At 52.2% G+C, this 19,077-nt stretch carries 18 protein-coding genes and 1 other RNA gene; 8 read left to right on the plus strand and 11 right to left on the minus strand.

Annotated features, from left to right (window positions below):
- From tnpA to N512_RS0111525, 3 genes are all read right to left on the minus strand, one after another.
- Positions 1-223: IS200/IS605 family transposase (gene tnpA, locus N512_RS0111515; protein WP_028780433.1), on the minus strand; the 223-nt coding region annotated here is incomplete at its 3' end.
- A gap of 164 nt (positions 224-387) precedes the next feature.
- A complete protein-coding gene (locus tag N512_RS0111520) occupies positions 388-1,587 on the minus strand; it encodes a porin (protein WP_028780434.1) in 1,200 nt (399 codons plus the stop codon).
- A 215-nt stretch (positions 1,588-1,802) separates the two neighbouring features.
- The gene (locus N512_RS0111525; protein ID WP_028780435.1) at positions 1,803-4,172 is read right to left on the minus strand and encodes a DNA polymerase II; all 2,370 of its coding nucleotides are present in this window, start codon (positions 4,170-4,172) and stop codon (positions 1,803-1,805) included.
- 86 nt (positions 4,173-4,258) lie between these two features.
- On the opposite strand from N512_RS0111525, the gene dinG reads away from it, so the two are divergent.
- From dinG to N512_RS0111555, 6 genes are all read left to right on the plus strand, one after another.
- On the plus strand, positions 4,259-6,331 hold the full coding sequence (gene dinG / locus N512_RS0111530; RefSeq protein WP_025011234.1) for an ATP-dependent DNA helicase DinG: 2,073 nt from the start codon (positions 4,259-4,261) through the stop codon (positions 6,329-6,331).
- 21 nt (positions 6,332-6,352) lie between these two features.
- Positions 6,353-7,126 (plus strand): TSUP family transporter, encoded by a 774-nt coding sequence (locus N512_RS0111535; protein ID WP_025011233.1) that lies wholly within the window; start codon positions 6,353-6,355, stop codon positions 7,124-7,126.
- The gene (locus N512_RS0111540) at positions 7,123-7,785 is read left to right on the plus strand and encodes a primosomal replication protein (RefSeq protein ID WP_028780436.1); all 663 of its coding nucleotides are present in this window, start codon (positions 7,123-7,125) and stop codon (positions 7,783-7,785) included. Before N512_RS0111535 ends, N512_RS0111540 begins: the two co-directional genes overlap by 4 nt.
- A 9-nt stretch (positions 7,786-7,794) precedes the next feature.
- On the plus strand, positions 7,795-8,493 hold the full coding sequence (locus N512_RS0111545) for a DUF2057 domain-containing protein (RefSeq protein WP_028780437.1): 699 nt from the start codon (positions 7,795-7,797) through the stop codon (positions 8,491-8,493).
- A gap of 3 nt (positions 8,494-8,496) precedes the next feature.
- Positions 8,497-9,402 carry a histone deacetylase family protein gene (locus N512_RS0111550; protein WP_028780438.1) on the plus strand — a complete coding sequence of 302 codons (906 nt, stop codon included), beginning with the start codon at positions 8,497-8,499 and terminating at the stop codon, positions 9,400-9,402.
- Between the two features lie 62 nt (positions 9,403-9,464).
- Positions 9,465-9,755, plus strand: coding sequence for a late competence development ComFB family protein (locus tag N512_RS0111555; RefSeq protein ID WP_028780439.1), 291 nt, complete (start codon positions 9,465-9,467; stop codon positions 9,753-9,755).
- Between the two features lie 362 nt (positions 9,756-10,117).
- Here N512_RS0111555 and ffs read toward each other — a convergent pair.
- Positions 10,118-10,214: signal recognition particle sRNA small type (gene ffs, locus N512_RS24075), an RNA gene on the minus strand.
- A 145-nt stretch (positions 10,215-10,359) separates the two neighbouring features.
- Positions 10,360-10,668 (minus strand): ComEA family DNA-binding protein, encoded by a 309-nt coding sequence (locus N512_RS0111560; protein WP_025887151.1) that lies wholly within the window; start codon positions 10,666-10,668, stop codon positions 10,360-10,362.
- 376 nt (positions 10,669-11,044) lie between these two features.
- Between N512_RS0111560 and N512_RS0111565 the strand changes: the two genes are divergently transcribed.
- A complete protein-coding gene (locus tag N512_RS0111565) occupies positions 11,045-12,439 on the plus strand; it encodes a DASS family sodium-coupled anion symporter (protein WP_025887150.1) in 1,395 nt (464 codons plus the stop codon).
- A gap of 48 nt (positions 12,440-12,487) precedes the next feature.
- Here N512_RS0111565 and N512_RS0111570 read toward each other — a convergent pair whose 3' ends face one another.
- The 6 genes from N512_RS0111570 to pspA all read right to left on the minus strand — a co-directional run bounded on the left by N512_RS0111570 (position 12,488) and on the right by pspA (position 17,758).
- Positions 12,488-13,681: a trans-sulfuration enzyme family protein gene (locus tag N512_RS0111570; protein WP_028780440.1), complete on the minus strand. Its 1,194-nt coding sequence runs from the start codon at positions 13,679-13,681 to the stop codon at positions 12,488-12,490.
- Positions 13,682-13,810: 129 nt separating this feature from the next.
- Positions 13,811-14,944, minus strand: coding sequence for a TIGR01620 family protein (locus tag N512_RS22895; RefSeq protein ID WP_051472777.1), 1,134 nt, complete (start codon positions 14,942-14,944; stop codon positions 13,811-13,813).
- Positions 14,945-14,947: 3 nt separating this feature from the next.
- On the minus strand, positions 14,948-16,384 hold the full coding sequence (locus tag N512_RS0111580) for a YcjX family protein (protein WP_028780441.1): 1,437 nt from the start codon (positions 16,382-16,384) through the stop codon (positions 14,948-14,950).
- Between the two features lie 54 nt (positions 16,385-16,438).
- Positions 16,439-16,828: an envelope stress response membrane protein PspC gene (gene pspC / locus N512_RS0111585; RefSeq protein WP_025011224.1), complete on the minus strand. Its 390-nt coding sequence runs from the start codon at positions 16,826-16,828 to the stop codon at positions 16,439-16,441.
- A complete protein-coding gene (pspB, locus tag N512_RS0111590; RefSeq protein ID WP_025011223.1) occupies positions 16,821-17,054 on the minus strand; it encodes an envelope stress response membrane protein PspB in 234 nt (77 codons plus the stop codon). Before pspB ends, pspC begins: the two co-directional genes overlap by 8 nt.
- A 20-nt stretch (positions 17,055-17,074) precedes the next feature.
- Positions 17,075-17,758, minus strand: coding sequence for a phage shock protein PspA (gene pspA, locus N512_RS0111595; protein ID WP_028780442.1), 684 nt, complete (start codon positions 17,756-17,758; stop codon positions 17,075-17,077).
- Positions 17,759-17,937: 179 nt separating this feature from the next.
- Here pspA and pspF point away from each other — a divergent pair, with 179 nt between their 5' ends.
- Positions 17,938-19,017: a phage shock protein operon transcriptional activator gene (gene pspF / locus N512_RS0111600; RefSeq protein WP_028780443.1), complete on the plus strand. Its 1,080-nt coding sequence runs from the start codon at positions 17,938-17,940 to the stop codon at positions 19,015-19,017.
- The last annotated feature ends 60 nt before the right edge of the window (positions 19,018-19,077 follow it).

The raw sequence follows: 19,077 nt of genomic DNA on the forward strand, positions 1-19,077 counted from the left end.
AAACACTCAAGCTTGGCGGAAGTCTCACCAGTAAGTGAACATGGTCTATCTGGACATTTAGCTCTACTATCCGACACTTCTTCATGCCGCTATAGATATAAATACTGCGACAAACCTCCTGCCCAACTCGGCCCTTCAAGATCCTGTGTCTATACTTTGGCGTCCATACAATGTGATACTGACAGCGATAGAAGACGTGCGATGCACTTTCATATCGGCTCATACTGCTTACTCCTTGATTTGCTGGTAACAAACCGAGTCAGTATGCAGTATGGGCACTCTTCGGGCTGAGCCCCGACTTGACGATCACCACCTCCATAGGAGGTGGTTTTGGGGTAACAATAAAAAAGCGCCTTTCGGCGCTTTTTTGAACAGCTCAATCTGTAATCAGAGGGTATAGCGAATACCTATTGCAATGCCATCATCTTCAGACAATTCCATCGCAGCCTCTTCGGCGCCCTTGAAATCAGAGAAGTCTTTACGGCCTTCAACATACAATACGGTATTGGCATCCCATATATAGTGAACACCCATAACCACAAACTGACGCTTGAACACATCACCACCATAAGCCTGCTCGTAAGCATCGCCGGCGTTCAGTAAGTTGTATGAGACAAAGGTACGAATATCATTGTCAAAGCGGTACGAAACCAGAGTTTCAACACCATAAGATTCAGGGATCAAACGCCCCAGATTATCTGTATCGTGGAACTCGTTCTTGTTGACGTTGGCAGCGGCATACAAACCTTGATTATCCCACCCACCCCAAGTAATACCTGCACCATAGATATAGTCAGACTCGGAGAAAGTACTGCCATCTGCGCGGGTCGCTTCAAACTCACCATAGTTATAGCCAGCCATCAGGCTGAGATCTTTGCTGACCGCATAGGTCAAGGCAATGCCATAGGTGTTGTTGAATTCCACCTTGATGGCGGTTCCGGCAGTCGCAGCTGTGCCGGTAACAGGCGCATGATCCCTTGGCGGGAACGGGTTGGTACCTGAACTTTCATCCATCAGGAAGTCATCGTGCTTCAACTGAGTCTGGATGGCAAAACTGAAATCGCCAAAGCTGTTGCGATACTGAACCGTCTTATCACCACGACCGGTACCATTGATGGCGCCATCATCCTTGTTATAGGTATAGACACCGGCAGCGTTACCATCCCACACAAAGCCATAGTTGGTGTTGTACACCACGTCATACCAGGCGCCCCACTGTTTACCTATGGTCAGGGTGCCGTACTTGTCGTGAGAAAGTCCCGCATAACCAAGACGATTGTAGAAGAAATCATCCTGGACTGATTCAAACTTGCTGCTATAGACAATATCGCTGTTACCGAATGGGTTGACACCCCATTCAAGCATCACAAACGCATTCCAGCCGTGGGTCAGCTCACGTTCAAAGCCAAAATTGATCCTGGAAGCACCATTGACGACTTCCGTTTCACCCTGAGTATTGATTACTCGGGCATCAACGAAACCGCCGATAGAGACTGCATTTTTTTGATCTTTGTAGATTTCAATAGCTTGAACCGATGGAACGGCCAAGAGTCCTACCAGGACGGATGCGATGAGAGTCTTGTTCATTTGCTGTTAACCTTAAGTGTTTTCAGTCTGCCTACCCCATTCCGTTGTTTTATTTCCTTCCAAGGGTGGCGAAGATTAGCAAAAGGTCAGTAAAGCGGCAAAGACAAAAATCACATTTTTTATTAGTTTTACCTTAAAAAAAACCACAAGAACCGATAAAACCCAGCAATAAAACCATTTATTAACTTTTTTAACTTTTTGAAACAAATTAAGCGTCAGATTAAACTCATTTGTCCCGTGCTGATTGATGTGAAACTTTCTTTCATTATGGAAAGTATTGGATCGGCTATCGGCTTGATCTGTCTTTCGATGTAGTAGTCATAATCAATGGCAGAACGCCTGAGGGAAACAGCTTCGGGGCCATTGATTGTTACCAGGTAATCAATCCGGGTGCCCAAACGGCCATAACGAGGGTCGCCGGTCTGCTCCAACAGTTGTCTAGCGGCCTTGACATGGGGTGATGCTTTGGCCTGATAGGCATCCAACTTACGCCTTAGCCGCTTGGAGAAAACAAGCTCGCTATCATAGTCACCGCGTTTGAGCGCTTCTATTTCTGTGGCCAGAAAGCCCACCACATCCAAGCCATTGAACATGCGCCGGTACAGCTCGTACTGCACTCGTCTGGCCAGGGGACTCCAATCACTGCGAACCTGCTCCATGCCTTTGAAGATGATATCCAACTGACCTTGACTATTGCGGCTGGCACCGACATAGCGCTTTTTGGAGCCTTCTTCCGAATCTCTGAGGGTGGGCATCAGAAACTGTTCATAATGGCGCTCAAACTCGAGTTCCAGATGACTCTGCAACTGAAAATGCTCCGCCAAATGCTGTTGCCACTTGGCGGTTATCCTGGCAGCCAACTCCCTGCCGAAGGCTTGCGGATCTGTTATATCATGCTGCTGTCCCAGCCAAACAAATGTCGAATCTGTGTCGCCATAGATGACACTCATGCCTTCGTCCTCAATCCAACGTTTGGTCTGCTGCATGATTTCATGGCCGCGCATGGTAATTGAGCTTGCCAATCGGGCATCGTGGAACACACAGCCCCGAGAGCCCAGTACCCCATAAAGCGAATTCATGATGATCTTGATTGCCTGAGACAGGGGAGCATTGGCTTGGGCCTTGGCGCTTTCCCGCTCTTGGGCCAACTTGGCGATAAGCGTTGGCAAGATAGGTTGTTTGCGACTGAATCTGGCACCGAGAAAGCCGGGAACCGTCTCAACTTCGGGTTCACCCATGCCCTGCACCAGCCCCATGGGGTCGATTAAAAAAGTACGGATAATCGAAGGGTATAGACTCTTGAAGTCCAGCACCAGAATGTCCCGGTAAAGGCCCGGAATGGAGTCCATCACATAGCCGCCGGGACTCTCCAGACCATCACTGGCCGGTGCTGCCGGCGCCACAAATCCGCCGCGGTGCAAGTGTGGCAGGTAGAGATGATTGAACGCCGCCACCGAAGCCCCTACCCGGCCAAACTCCAACCCGGTCAGCTGCGCCCGGGCCAAAGCAAAATTCAATAGATCGGTTTTATCGAAAATATCCAGTACCAGACGGCAATCGGTCAGATTGTAGTGGGCCAATGCCAATTTATCCTCTTGAAAGAGGTGGCTTATCTCCTGACCGCGATCTTCAACTTTATCTATCGCCTTGCCCTCACTCAAGAGTGCGCGGGAGACGAACTCGAGCGAATAGCGCTCAAACTGATAGAAGGCGGCCTTGAGCCAGTCTATACCGTCCAGCACCACTCTCCCGGGCAAGGAGAGGGTTTCCGGTCGATACTTGCCTTCCACCAACCAGGACATGGGCATGCCTGCGCGCCCAAGCCGTGCTTCAATACCATGATGGGCGTATCGTCGGCTCAGCAGTGCCAGGTCGAAATTGACAACCGACCAACCTATGATGATGTCCGGATCCCAGATACTGAACCAGTCAACCAAAGCCTGCAACAGGGCTGCTTCATCCCTGACCCAGTGGATATAGTCAGGCCCGTCCTGGGCTTGGCCTATCATGTACACGCGCTGAAACAGCTCTCCTTCGCGGTCACGACCGTAGAGTCCGGCGGAGTAGAGTTCACCCTGCATGCTGCATTCAAGATCGAGGGAAATAACAGCCAGACCTATATTGTTCAGCGAGGCTTTCCTGGCGCGACTGGCAACAAACCGCCTCAGCGCACCGCTTTCCTCGCTGAAATAACCGTAAAACTCGGCATCGAGCGCAATAAAGCGTTCAATCAAGAAACGCTGCTGGGGTTTAAGATCGGCTTCATACAAAGGCATCCCCTGATCCTGGGCCTGCTTTTGCAGCAACCGCATCTGTTGCCGACTGCGACTGTAAAGCGCTGCAACCTTCTCTTTGGCGAAGTTTCTCAGCGCCAGCGCCTGGGCCCTCACCTGGCTTAAACCCTGGCATAAAACCGCCGCATCCTGCTCTTTGGCAAAGCAAACTTGTTCCTGCCCCGGCACCTCAACCAACACAGGCCCCTGCTCAGTGGCCAGATAGTACTGCAGGCATAGCCCCTCGTCTCTCTGAGCCAGATGACGAGTAAGAATACGGCCCTTAAGGGTTTGCGGCGTGTTTTGGGGCATGAGTCGGGACAATCGCGTTTTAGAGGTTTATTAGCATAAGAAATTACTGGTAATATATACAGGATAATTTTCCAGAACCGAGTCTCATGCTAGCAGCCCATGTAAAGACCCAGATCCGTGAGATCTACAAGGACATTGCCTCTGCACTGCCCAACTTCCGTTCCCGCCGGGAACAGAATTATATGGTGGCGGAGATCTCCAAGACACTTGCCGGTGAATACGACAAGCAGCGGCGCATCATGGTGATTGAAGCGGGAACAGGTATAGGTAAATCCCTGGCCTATATTCTGGGAACCATTCCCCTGGCGCTGGCCAGCAAGAAAAAAGTCTGTATTGCCACCGCGACAGTGGCGCTGCAGGAACAGTTGCTGCATAAAGATCTGCCGTTTTTTCTGCAACACTCCAAACTCAACTTCCGTTTCGGTCTGGTCAAAGGGCGTCAGCGTTACGTGTGCCTGGCTAAGCTTGAGATGTTGGTCGGTGATGGCAACGGCAGCCAGATGGCCATGTGGCAGACCAAGCCGGATACCTCACAGGTTGAGCAGTTGCAGGCGCTGCTCAAAGACTATCAGGATGGCCGTTGGAATGGTGAGCTCGATACCCTCAAGACACCGCTGCCGGACCACCTGTGGCAACAGATAGCCTGTGACAAACACAGCTGTCATCGCCAACTGGCCAGTCACAGCCACTGCCCCTTCCACAAGGCCCGCGAAGATATTGACACCTGGGATGTGCTTATTGCCAACCATAGTTTGTTACTGGCCGACCTTGAGCTGGGTGGCGGTGTGATTCTGCCGGATCCGGAAGAAGTCTATTACGTTATCGACGAAGCCCATCACCTGCCGAATGTGGCCAGGGATTTCTCCAGCGCCCAGGCCACGCTCAGGGGCGCCTGTGATTGGCTGGAGAAAGTCAGCAAGACCACGGCCAAACTGCAAAACCAAATAAAGAGCAACAATATCATCGCCCCGGCGCAGGCGATGCTGGATCGCATCGAAGAATTAACCGGTCTGCTGAATCAGGTTGCCCACTACTGTGATACCCAACCCAAACTCTTTGCCAACCCGGAAAACCGCCTGCGGTTCGAACATGGCAAGCTGCCGGACGCCCTGTTGATTCAGGCGGAAAACCTGGCCACGGCCTCCAACGATGCCCTCAAGCAATTCAACAAGATGCAGGCTATCCTCAGCGAAAGCGTCAAGGATGGTGAATTGCCAAGGCATCAGGCGGAAGCCCTCTTGAGTGAAACCGGCTTTATGATGCAGCGCCTGGAAAACCTGCAAAAGCTCTGGAAAATGATGGCCAAGGAGGACAGTCCCAAAGGTGCCCCCACCGCCCGCTGGATTGAAGCCCTCAGCGGCAAGCAGCAGGACTACCTTTTCAGTGCATCGCCAATCGAAGTCGGCTATATGCTGGAACATATGTTGTGGGAAAAAGCCGCCGGCGTCGTGCTATGTAGCGCCACCCTCAGAGCGCTGAACCGCTTTGAGCATTTTGCCTATCAGGTTGGCCTGTCACTCAATGATGGCAGTCGCTACCTGGCGCTGCAATCTCCTTTCGATTTTGAAAACAACGCCACTCTCTACCTACCGAAAATGCGCACCGAGCCAACCGAAGACGCCTACACAGAAGAACTCGCCAGCCAGATAAAGCAGTTGGTGGAGGGGGAAATGGCCACTCTGGTGCTGTTTGCCTCATACTGGCAGATGGAAAAGGTGGCCGATCTACTGCGCAACAAGCTGGTATCCGAACCGTTGATCCAGGGCAGTGCCCCACGCCAACACTTGCTCGAGCAGCATAAGCAGAAATGTGACAAAGGCGAGCCCAGCATTATCTTTGGTACCGGCAGTTTTTCCGAGGGTCTCGACCTTCCCGGCGACTACCTGACCAACTTAATAGTGACCAAGCTGCCGTTTGCCGTGCCCACCTCGCCGGTAGAGCAGGCTCATGCAGAATATGTCAAAATGAAAGGCGGTAACCCGTTTTTACAATTGACTATTCCGGATGCGTCACGGAAACTCATCCAGAGTTGCGGCCGCCTGTTGCGAAAAGAGCAGGACTATGGCCGAATAACCATATTGGACAGGCGTTTGGTAACCAAAAGATACGGGTCGTCGCTGCTCGATGCCCTGCCGCCTTACCGCCGCGTTATCGAATGATGCGCTCAATCAGGATGTAAAGTGGATATTCTGCTCGAACCCAGCAGCTGGGCCATATTGGCCGCAGTCGGCCTGCTGGCCGGATTTATTGATGCCGTAGTCGGTGGCGGCGGCCTGCTGTCCATTCCCGCCTTGCTGACCGTGGGCATGCCGCCTCATCTGGCGCTGGGGACCAATAAACTGGCGGCCTGCTTCGGCTCTTCCATGGCGGCATTTACCTACTACCGCAAGCAGTTGCTGACGCCAAAGTTCTGGCTGTTCGCCTTTATTGCCACCGCCGTAGGCGCCGTTATCGGCAGCATTGCCGTTTATCTCATCGATACCCGTTGGCTGGAAAAAATTCTGCCATTGCTTATTATCGCCATCGCGCTCTATTCGCTGTTTTCACCCGGAGCCATGGGCTGCAGCCAGTGTAAACCCGTCACCGAAACGCCGGCGAAACATAAACAGATACTTCAGGGGCTGGGGCTTGGCGCCTATGACGGCTTTGCCGGCCCAGGCATTGGCGCCTTTTGGGCAGTCAGCTCGACCGCGCTTTACCGCCTGCCCTTCCTGCACAGCAGTGCCTTGGCCAGAGCGATGACTTTTGTCAGCAATATCACGGCATTGATGATTTTCCTGCTGCTAGGTAAGGTGCACCTTTTGGTCGGTGTGGTGATGGGCTTGTGTATGATGCTGGGTTCTTATATCGGCGCCCACTCGGCTATCCGCTTTGGAATGCCGTTTATCAGGCCACTCTTTATTGCTATCGTGGTGCTTATCGCCGCCAATCTAGCCTGGAGTGCCTGGTTTTGAACACCAACCAACTGGTACAACGCCTGCGGGAACAACTCAGGCAGTTGGAGCAGGAAGTGCTGCAGCATGATGCCTCTTTGCCACAGGCGCAGCGCAAACTGCTGCAGGATACAGAACGCTTCAACAGCGAACTGTTTATTCAGCATGGTGCCCAACTCTATCCCTGCGTGGAACAGCTGCACAAGAGCATAGATCAGCTGGAAAAACAGTTACGCCATCAGTTGGCCCAACACACTATCGCCTTAAGCTGCGAACGCATTCAGGACAGGTTTGTCGCCCTGAAACGGGCCTTGGGAACCACAGGTCTCAACGCCAGGATCCAGAAGCTGCAGCAGGCCAGTAAGCGGCAAAGCTATCAACAACGTCAAGGCCGCCGGCATCAGGAAAGTGGTTTTGGCTGGATAGCCGCAGGTGTTATGCAAAACAGCCATCAATTGTACAAAGAGCTGAACAAACATCTGAACTGGGCCAAAAAAATAGAACAAAAGATTGAACAATTGCAATCAAAGCTTGAAAACTGTCATAGTACTGACAAAATCCCCGTCCAGAATGACATCCTTTTGATGCATCGCCGCCTCGGTAAGTGCAGGCAGGCGATCAGCTATATTGAAGATCGCATTCAGGCATTTGAACGTCCGCATCAGAGTTACAATCGTTAAGGAGCAACAATGAAACTACGCTTGACCGCCTCGGCCCTACTGGCCCTGCTCAGCACTTCCTCGGTATTTGCGGCCAATCTGACCATCCCTATGTCTTTTGAGTATCTGGCACTGGATGGCAAGGAAATTGAAACCAGCAACTTCAACCACAAATCTGAGCTGCCACTGTCCGAAGGTGTCCACAAGATTGCCATTCGTTATCATGACATGATCGATGACGAGTTTTCCGACAGTCAGAGCTTCGTTAAGTCTTCTCCTTTCATTCTGACCCTGAAAGCCGAAGGCGACAACGAGTACATCCTCAAGCCTGCCGATGGTGACTACGTCAAGAAGCCCAAAGAGTTTGCCAAAACCCCTCAGGTCGTCATTACCCGCGCCGATAAGGGCCAGGTCAACTACCAGGTGGAACTGACTCAGCTGAAAGAAACCTCGTTCCTGTCGCAACTGTTCAGCGGCAACAATGGCCCTGATGTTGAAACCGCAGCCGCTGCCGTAACCGCAGGCAACATGGCAGCCAGTCAACCGGTAGCACCTGTATCCAAGCCATCCCCCGTCAGCGCCATGACAATGCCAAGCAATGCTCCTCAGGCTGCCGGCCAAAATGGTGACAGTGCCGCCCACGCTCAGCAAATGCTGCAGTACTGGTGGTTACAGGCCGATGAAGCGACTCGCAAAGAGTTCATGAGCTGGGCCATCAAACAGCTCTGATAGATGATCCCTTTGGTATATCACGCCAGCTATTCCAGGCTGGCGTTACCATCCCGGCACAGATTTCCCATCAGCAAATATCAACGCCTGTTTGAGTACCTGTGCCAAACTCCATTTTCCGGGCAATTCAACCTCTGTTCTCCAAAGCCTGCAAACCAAACTGCCCTCGCTTCTGTGCATTGTCCTCAATATGTTGCCGGGTTTATTCACAATCGACTGGATCCCAAGGCGATGCGCCGCATAGGTTTTCCCTGGAGCGAACATCTACTGACGCGGACACTGCACTCAGTCGCGGGTACCGAGCTTGCGGCGCGAAAAGCGTTCGAGCACGGCATAGCGCTGCATATCAGCGGCGGTTACCATCACGCTCACCAGGACTTTGGCAGCGGTTACTGTATTTTCAACGATCTGGTCTATAGTGCCAGACGCATGATAAACCAAGGACTGGCGGACAAGGTTCTGATTATCGACTGCGATGTCCATCAAGGCGATGGTACAGCCACCATGACAGTCGGCGATGCGAATATCATCAGTTGCTCAATACACTGCCGGCAAAACTTCCCCGCCCGTAAAGCAGACTCTCACTATGATATCGAGCTTGAAAAAGACGCTGGTGATGACGAGTACCTCTCAACGCTGGAACAGATACTGCCTTTGCTGATCTTGACTCATAGACCGGATCTCATTCTTTATGACGCCGGAGTCGATGTGCATGCTGAAGATGAACTCGGCTTGCTGCAGCTCAGCCTTGAGGGCATATTCAGGCGGGATATGAGCGTATTGCGTCATGCCAGAGACGCTGCAATACCAATAGCCTGTGTCACGGGAGGCGGATACTGCAAAGACCCTCTACAATTAACACTCAGACACAGTCAGTTATTTCATGCCGCTGCTATGCTATATCGCTAAAGGCTACAAACCAAATGCTATAAACCAAGCGTAATGCAGCAAAACTTTGGGGAGCGTCACCTATGCAGTTAGAGATCCGCAACTACTACGAAGTGATGTTAATGGAAATCCTCGCCGAAGAGGGATTAATGGACGAGCTGCCGGTCGACTATGTGGCCGATCTGGCTTGTATCACGCTCAATCAACTACCAGTGCGCTACATTCACCATTTGGTAGACACCTATTTCTACGGTGACTATCAAGAGCAAGCTAGAATGCGCAACGAAATCTACCAGGCATTAGAGAAATCGCGCGCGTTTTTGAAATCCAAACTGCCCCCGAAACTGGAAACCGATCAGCAAGCGCAGGGGTAGCACAGGCCCAGTTATCAAGAAACACGGACAACTCTGGGTTTGAGCCTTACCAGCTGAAATAAAGTCGCCGCTCTGCGACTATTCTTTTATTTCTTGGCTGCCTTGTTTTGGCCGTTAACGAGTTGATAGCCAAGCCATCTCAGTCCATGTAGCCAGCTGTTTATACCAAACAAAGTGTTAATGGTAGCCATTGGCGCTTCTTCGCTATAGAGGGGCCGCGCTTCTGGCGCATCAAATATCGTGTCAGGAGTAACAGAGATAGGGGTGAAAATCGGCTTTAGCTAGACTCAAAGTGGACCACCTTGTGGACCCCTTAGGTACTTTCAGCACTAACCATTTGAAAAGGTTTGGAATTGGAGGTTCCCCCAGAGCCACACCCCGGCACATGAGTCACTTGCTACGGTTGCTCCCTTCCGGGCCTGGCCGGGTTCACAAGTTATCATTGCGGGGGGACCCTGGGGTCACCACAGATTTGCAGCCTTGCTGCAACGCCGGGGATTATCCATCATGGCCCCGCCGGGATCAAGGGAAATTACTAAGGTTTGCCCTCTGTGGCATTCAAGTGAACATAAGATAAACAAAAACTTGTGTTTATCTCTGCCCTTCAAAGTACCAATAGATGTTTATTCTGCTCGACCAGTTTAGCGCCGATACCCGTGACTTGGGTCAACTCATCAATGGATTTGAATTTGCCTTGGCTGCTGCGATATTCAACAATCGCTTTGGCCTTGGCCTCACCTATCCCTTTCAGTAACTGCAGCTCAGATTCCGAAGCGGTATTAATGTTGATTTTATGAACCTGCGCTTGGCTGGCTTGCGGCGTTTGTGGGGTTTTGTCTTTAGTGGGCTCTCCGGCGTATAGGGGAGAACTCAGGGTGGCTGCAAGTAGCAAAGCATAGAATGGTGTTTTCATATAAGACTCCTGTCATTTGTTAAGGCCGGTATCCCTTTCCTTGGCCTTAAAGAAATGTAGACCAGCGCACGAATATTGCCAAATTATTGCAACTAGACATTAGTACAATAAGTTAATGTGACCAATGTCACCGTTTTAAACTTTCATTCTCTTTCAACAAAGTAAAGGCTGTGCTCCTTAGTTAACCGTTTGAAACAAAAAAACGCTCAAAGGCGATCAATTTATGGTGACGCAACTCTCATATTTGCCGCTTTCGTGATAGATTCCTCATGCAAATGTAGTGGGCATGGTAGTTAACTTACCCAAGAAAGCCCTTTGCCAAATGTGAGCTATGCCCTAAATTGCTTGCCATAAAAACAAGACGAGGAAGTTGAGAATGTCTTTAGAACAAACGGAAAGCTTACCCCCTTCGCAGACAGAGAAGAGCACCCAACAACGTAACATGTTGATCTTGGCTGCAGATATCCTGCTGCTTTTTCTATTGCACAGCTTTTTACCTTTTGAACCCGGGGTAAATACCGGTCTGTCTATCTTGGTATTTGCCGCTGTGCTCTGGCTTACTGAAGCCATTCATCTGAGTATCACGGCGATACTCATTCCGGTTCTGGCGGTATTTTTCGGTGTGTTTGAAACCAAAGCTGCCATGAGCAACTTTGCCAATCCAATTATCTATTTGTTTTTTGGTGGCTTTGTATTGGCTGCTGCCCTGCACCATCAAAAAATCGATACCCTTATCGCCCAAAAGGTGCTGCTGGCTTCCAAAGGTAAACTCAGCATCGCCTGTATGATGTTGTTTGGGGTAACCGCATTGCTGTCTATGTGGATCAGCAACACGGCCACAGCGGCCATGATGTTGCCTCTGGCACTGGGGATCTTGCAGCAACTGGATAAAGAGAGCCAGCACAACACCTATGTCTTTATGCTGCTGGGTATCGCTTACTCGGCCAACATTGGTGGCATAGGCACTCTGGTAGGTAGTCCGCCAAACGCCATCGCCGCTGCCCAGGCCGGCTTGAGCTTCAGCGACTGGCTGGAGTTTGGCCTCTTGACCGTGGCTTTGATGTTGCCAACCATGCTTATCGCCCTTTATCTGTATTTCAAACCGGATCTGTCGGTGGAATGTAAACTGGATATCGAAGATCAAAAACTGAGTTTCCAGGGAAAACTGACTCTGCTTATTTTCCTGGCCACAGTTTGCTGCTGGATCTTCAGTCAGCCTCTATCGGCTGCCCTTGGCGGTATCAGCCAGTTTGACACCATAGTCGCTCTTTCTGCAGTGGTTTTGCTGGCAGGGCTTGGCTTGGTTGGTTGGAAGAAAATAGAAAAAACCACCGACTGGGGTGTGCTGATACTGTTCGGCGGCGGTCTGACCCTGAGTGCCGTACTGAAAGCCACTGGTACCAGCGTCTTTCTGGCCCACTGGATGACAGACATCTTCGGCAGTACCCATATGTCGCTGTTCGTGTTTGCGGTCATTTTCTTTGTGGTAATGCTGACCGAGTTTGCCAGTAACACCGCCAGTGCCGCCTTGCTGGTACCTGTGTTTGCCGCTATCGCCGAAGCATTGGGGCTATCGCCCGTAATGTTGTCGGTGCTCATAGGTATTTCGGCATCCTGCGCCTTTATGTTGCCGGTGGCCACGCCACCCAACGCCATAGTCTACGGCTCAGGCTACATAAAGCAGTCTGAAATGATGCGTGCCGGTATTATCATCAACTTCATCAGTATGTTGGTGCTCTATATCATAGCCCACACCTTCTGGGGCATTTGATTCTCGCAAGCCCGAAAAACAAGGCGAGCCATGCTCGCCTTGTCTCTTTTAACTGATCACTGTCAGTGCCTGCTCCAGATCGGCTATCAGGTCATCCACATCTTCAAGCCCGGCCGATATTCGCAGCAGGCTGTCGCCTATGCCGGCTTTAAGACGCGCCTCTTGGGTATAGGGTGAATGGGTCATGGACGCCGGGTGCTGAATAAGCGACTCACAATCCCCCAGACTCACGGCAATTTTGAACAATCCCAGTCGATTGACAAAAGCCATGGACTGCTCCAAATCGGCCTTCAGCTCAAACGCCAACACCCCACCGGCCCTGCGCATCTGCGAGCCGATAAACTGATGGCCCGCATGGGAAACCAACCCGGGATAATGTACCTTGGCCACGGCTTGATGGGATTTGAGATACTGCGCCAGGCGCTCGGCGTTATCGCAATGACGTTCGAGTCGTACCGAGAGGGTTTTCAGGCCTCGCAAAATCAACCAGGCATCGAAAGGTGATAGCACGGCACCAATATCTTTTAGCTGTTGTTGCTTGATGGCCGTTATCGCCGCTTGTGAGCCACAGATGATACCGGCAATAACATCGCCATGACCATTGAGATACTTGGTGGCGCTGTGAACCACAAGATCGATTCCCAACTGCAGTGGCTGCTGCAGCAGCGGTGTCATAAAGGTGTTGTCCACTATGCTGGTCAGTTGATGGCGCTTGGCGATAGCGGCTATGGCGCGGAGATCATACACGGCCAGATGCGGGTTCACCGGGGTTTCGCAGAAAATCACCCGAGTGTTGGGGCGAATAGCCGCCTCGACGGCCGCGAGATCGGCAAAATCCACCAGAGAAACCTCAATACCGAAGCGGGCAAACTGCTCTGTCATCAATGAAAAAGTACAGCCATAGACAGCCGAGGAAGCCAGCAGATGATCGCCACAGCTCAAGTATGCCAGCAAGGCCGCCGATACCGCGCCCATGCCGGACGCGGCAGCAGCTGCTGCTTCAGCGCCTTCAAGCAGCGCCAGACGCCGCTCAAGCTCGGCAACCGTCGGGTTACCCAAGCGGGTATAGATATAGCCCTCTTCTTCACCGGCAAAGCGGCTACCACCGCTTTGGGCGGTATCAAAACAGAAGGTGGCACTCTGATATAAAGGCGACACCAGTGCTCCGGAAGGCTCGCCCGAGTGGCCGCCATGAATAGCCAGTGTGGCTGAGTGCAGTGCTTTTGGCTGCTTGTGTTGCATGCTTAACTCCCCATGTCAGTCCGACCATCCCTTATATTGTTATTCGGCTTCCCGCCCGGGATGATTCAGTTGTCCTGGCACCAACATACTGAGTCAGCAAGACTTGCCCAAATCGGCAAGCAAAAATCATTACTCCTTGGTTGTAAAATCTTTGTTACGTTCGGTTTTTCTGGCCAGCACTGAGGCGGAAAAATCCTTCAGTTCCAACAGGAGTTCTTTGTGGATCCGCGACAGTTTGGGCTTGCTGGCACTGGAAAATGCCAGCGGCCGACAAAGCGCCATCGCCTGATAGCCAAGTCTCGCCGTCAACAAACCGCCCCCCAGCCCCTGACCAAGCCGCGCCGAAAGCTTGCCGGACATCTCTACCGACAGCAATTGGGTACCCAAGTCGGTGGCAAGCTCTGTGGTGCCGGCATAGAGAATATTAACCAGGATCCCGCGGATCAGCCGAATACGGCTCCAATAACCCAGCTCTACCCCATAACAGCGGGCGATATCCTGGATCATCTTCTGATTGCGCCAGAGGATCAGCGCCATATCCAGTACCGCCAGCGGGCTGGCCGCCAGCAATAGGGCCGATTCGGCCGCATAACGGCGCACCAGCTTCATACCAACCTTGTCGCGCTCGGTCAGCACTACCTGATCAAACAGCTGCAACTGCTCGGCATCATTCTGCTCCGGATTCAGCAGCGTCTGCAGCCTGTCCTGCTCTGGCCCCTTGGGCATCTGCTTGCAAATACCATAGATAAAATCGCGCGCTTCGCCCATCTGCATACTGCCGAGCAGGCGTTGCCCGGTTTGCTGGGTATCTTCCACCTGGCGCAGGCGTTTGAGTTTGCGCCATTCCCCGAAACAAAGCTTGCCTACCCAGGCCAGCACCAAAGCGAGCACCAGGCTGTAAAAACCAAACAGCCAAGGGCTGTCGCGCCAGGCATCGACAAGACCGAGCAGTGTCTGCACTACGACCGCCGCCATCACGCCCAACAGAGCCAAGCGCGCCAACCAGGACCAGCGTTTGGGCTTGAGGGAGATGAGTTCATCTGCCTTGGGCTGTGCACTCAGCACTTGCTCCAGTTCGTCTTCTGTGGGGTATTCAACAAAACCATCGCCTTGGAAATCCTTGGCCGCGGCCAATTCGACGGCGGATTCCGGCTGATGACTGAAAATTCTCTGCGGCGCCAACTCTGTGGTTTGCGCTTCATCAGCATGACTGCCGTTGCCGGCAGCATTATCAACATGCTTTTCTGAACTGTGTTTTGCCACGACTTACCTCAACTTGTCGCCCAAAAGAAACTCCAGCAGGTGATCGAGCCGGATATGTTCATAGCCTAGTTCTGGTTGGCTGTCGGGCGGCGCAAACTCACAGAAATGAAATCCCTGCCTTTGCCAAAACGCTTGCTCAGGCAAGGCTCTGGGCACCTCACCCGGATACAGGGTCACCTTCTGGCCATCGCTCATGCGCCGGCCACAGACCACTTCCACCTCCACGCCATCGGCATCTTTGACCATACCGTGACGGGTTGCCTTGATGGCGCTGATGGCCATGGTTTCCACCCGACTGCCGGCAAATCCGGCCTGTTGCCGACTGGGCGCCAACATGGCGCTGAGCAGTGACAACACATTGCCCTGCTGATCCCGGGTCACCTGATCGACTTTACTGGCGGCAAACAGCAGAGTATCTATTCGGGGAGCAAACAGACGTCGCAGCAGATTGGACTGGCCATACTGGAAGCTGGCGCTGATGGCATTGAGTGCTTCGGCCATATCTTCAAACTGCGCCTTGCCACGATTAAGGGCGCTGAAGCAATCCACCAGAATTAACTGACGGTCGAAACCGGCAAAATACTCCTGATAGAAGGGCTTGACCACTTTGGCCAGATATTGCTGATATCTGTGCCTGAGCACCTGATAATTGCTGCGACGTCCGGCAGATGTCAGTTGCTGCTTATCTTGGAGTTGCTCGGGTAACAGGGGGAAAAAAGCCAAAATTGGCGTACCGGCCAGCTCTCCGGGAAGCAACATTCGCCCCGGCTGGGCTTGATAAAAACCCTGTTGTTGCACCAGATCCAGCAGCAGTAACCGATAACTTTCGGCAATGGCAGCCAGCGCCTGCTCGTCGGCATCGGCGTACAAATCCAGCGTCGCCAGCGCCGCAACAAACTTAGGATAGAGAGGCGAGGCTTCCAGGGTTGATTGCCGGGCAAAGCGGGTTTCGGACCAGCGGTTAAAGTCCTGGCTCAACATGGGTAAGTCCAGCAGCCACTCCCCGGGGTAATCGACTATGTCGAGATGCAGTTTGGCGCTGTCGGCCAGTTTTGCCAGCATCCCTTTGGTAGGCACATATTTGAGCGTCAGCCGCAGCTCACTGATACTGCGGGTCGATGCCGGCCAACTGGGCTTGGCTGCGGTCAAGCTGGCAATCGCAGCATCAAAGTCAAAACTGGCTATGGTCAAATCAGGCTGCAGCTCCCGCCTGACACCGAGTAAACGTCCGTCACGGCACACCTGAAATAGGGGTAAGCCACTGCCATCAGCCTCAGTGCCGGCGCGCAGCAGTCGATCCACCAGCGCGGTAATGAAGGCCGTCTTGCCTGCGCCGGAAAGGCCGGTAACCGCCAACCTAAGATGCCTGTCTGTGGTGCGTTGTGCCAACTCGCGGGTTTTGTGTTTGAGTTTGCCGAACTTTTGCCTGACGCTTGCCATAATTCTCCTGATACAAACAAACGGGGCGGTAAGCACCGCCCCTTGAACAAGGATTTATAGGTTATTGATCTGTCTTTTCAACTCGAACTGCTCAGAGGTGACATGTTGTTCGAGTGCCCTGAGCCTATGCTCCAGTGATTGAAAGCGATTGCTTACATCTCTGAGCGCCTGTTTGGCGGGCTCCCCGGCTTGCCAGACCTTTTTCTTGACCCCAATGTCCTTATGGGTGTCTTTGGCTGTCCAAGGTTTGACATCCAGTATCATCCACAACACCAGATAGGTGATAATCACCATTCCATAGCCACCGAGCACAAGGATTGAAACCGTAGCGACCCGAACCAACCAAGGTTCCAGATTAAAGTACTCGGCTACCCCGGCACAGACCCCGGCTATCTTCCTTTGCTGGGGTATGCGGTAAAGAGTACGCTTGCCTGATTCAGTCATGACGTTGCCTCCATTCCGGGGACTCGGCATCCAGGATGGCTTCCAGCGTTTCAATCCTTTGGCCCATCTTGTCAGCTGTGTCTATCAAGTCGTTAAGCTGTTTGAACTCTGCCTCGGTAAGCCCCTGGCTCACCTGACGTTTACTGCGGTAATGCAGAATCAACCAGATTGGCGCCACAAAGATCATGAAGATAATCAGGGGTGCCAGCAGTAAGTCCATATCCATAAATCACCTCTGAGTCTGTATTATTTTTTGGTTTTGGCGCTATCGCCTTTCACCTTGGCCTTCAAGGCTTCCAGCTCGGCGCTGACAGAATCTTCGGCCTTGAGTGCCGCAAACTCCTCTTCCAGACTGGACTTTTTGCCACCAAGATCATAGGACTCAACTTCAGCCTCCAGCCCTTCGATGCGACGCTCATACTGCTCAAACTTGAGCATGGCGTTGTCGATTTTGCTGGAATCCAGCTGCTTTTTCACTTCCAGGCGTGAAGAAGCGGTTTGCTTGCGCATTATGATGGTCTTCTGGCGAGCCTTGGCATCGGCCAGCTTTTCCTGCAGTTGACCCACTTCCTCTTTCAGGCGGGCAATATGCTCTTCAACCACCTCGAGCTCTTGCTCCAGAGTCTGCGCCAGGGTAGCGGCTTTTTGCTTTTCAACCAGCGCGGCCTTGGCCAGGTCTTCCCTGTCTTTGGTCAGTGCCAGTTCGGCCTTTTCCTGCCAATCCTGCACCTGAGCCTGCACTTTGCCAATACGGCGGAGCAACTCTTTCTTCTCTGCCAATACTTTAGCCGAAGTAGAACGCACTTCAACCAGGGTATCTTCCATTTCCTGAATGATCAGGCGCACCATTTTTTCCGGATCTTCCGCCTTGTCCAGCAAGGCACTGATGTTGGCATTAATGATGTCGGCAAAACGTGTGAAAATTCCCATAATCCTGTCCTCTACATTTATTGTGGGTCTCGGTTCTTGTAATACAGATCCCGTGCCAACTTTTAAACACCATTTAAAATCAATATGTTAATATAAATTTTAACTTTCTCTTTATTTATTTAACCTACCCGCATATTATGATTTTCACCAATTATTAGCGTTAAAGACTAACTATTATCGTGGCCAATCCCTATCAGCAAGACAATCTTATCGGTCAATCCAATGCCCTGTTGGAGGTGTTGGAGCACGTTTCCCAAATCGCGCCGCTGTCCAAACCTGTGCTTATCATAGGTGAGCGGGGGACGGGTAAAGAGCTGATCGCCGAGCGTCTGCACTATCTTTCCCAACGCTGGGATCAGAGTTTTATCAAGCTCAATTGCTCCTCTCTGAGTGAAAATCTACTGGAAAGTGAACTGTTTGGCCATGAGTCCGGCGCATTTACCGGCGCCAAGGGGCGTCATGAAGGCCGCTTCGAGCGCGCCGACGGCGGCACCCTGTTTCTCGATGAGCTGGCCAATACTTCCGGCCTCATTCAGGAGAAGCTGCTGCGGGTCATTGAATATGGTGAATATGAAAGGGTGGGCGGCAGCAAGACCCTCAATGCCGATGTACGCCTAATCTGCGCCGCCAATGAAGACTTACCCAGTCTGGCGGAAGCCGGCGAGTTTCGAGCCGATCTGCTCGACCGTTTGGCGTTCGATGTGATCACCCTGCCGCCGCTGCGCTGCCGCCGGGAAGATATTTTGCCATTGGCAGAATACTTTGCCGTGGGGATGGCGCGTCAGCTCAAACTGGAGCTGTTTACCGGTTTTGCCGCCGAAGCCGTGGCGACCATGATGGATCACAGCTGGCCGGGTAATATTCGGGAGCTGAAAAACGCCATAGAGCGCAGCGTCTATCGCCATGGTCATAACCCCGAACCGATTGAGAATATAGTGCTCGACCCTTTTGCCTCGCCCTACCGCCCCACCAAGCGGGTCAAGACTCATAGTCGCCAGCTGGCGACCGCTGAAGTTGGCAATGAAGTCATTGCCGGCAGTGCCGCCGCACCGACAAACGATAGCCCGGAACCTTCGGCAAACCAGATACAGTTCCCGGTGGACTTCAAACAGTGCTGTGAAGACTTCGAGACTGACCTTATTCAACGTGCGCTCAGTGCCAGCCAGTTCAATCAAAAGAAAACCGCTGAGCTACTGGGACTTAGCTACCATCAGCTCAGAGGCATACTGAAAAAATACAATTTGCTCGATAAGGCATAAGCCGATTGCCCAGGTAACGGCTGCACTGCTAAAATGTTCGGTCAACATCTGAATAACTAA

Source organism: Shewanella sp. 38A_GOM-205m (genome assembly GCF_000518445.1).
GTDB classification, from domain to species: Bacteria; Pseudomonadota; Gammaproteobacteria; order Enterobacterales; family Shewanellaceae; genus Shewanella; species Shewanella algae.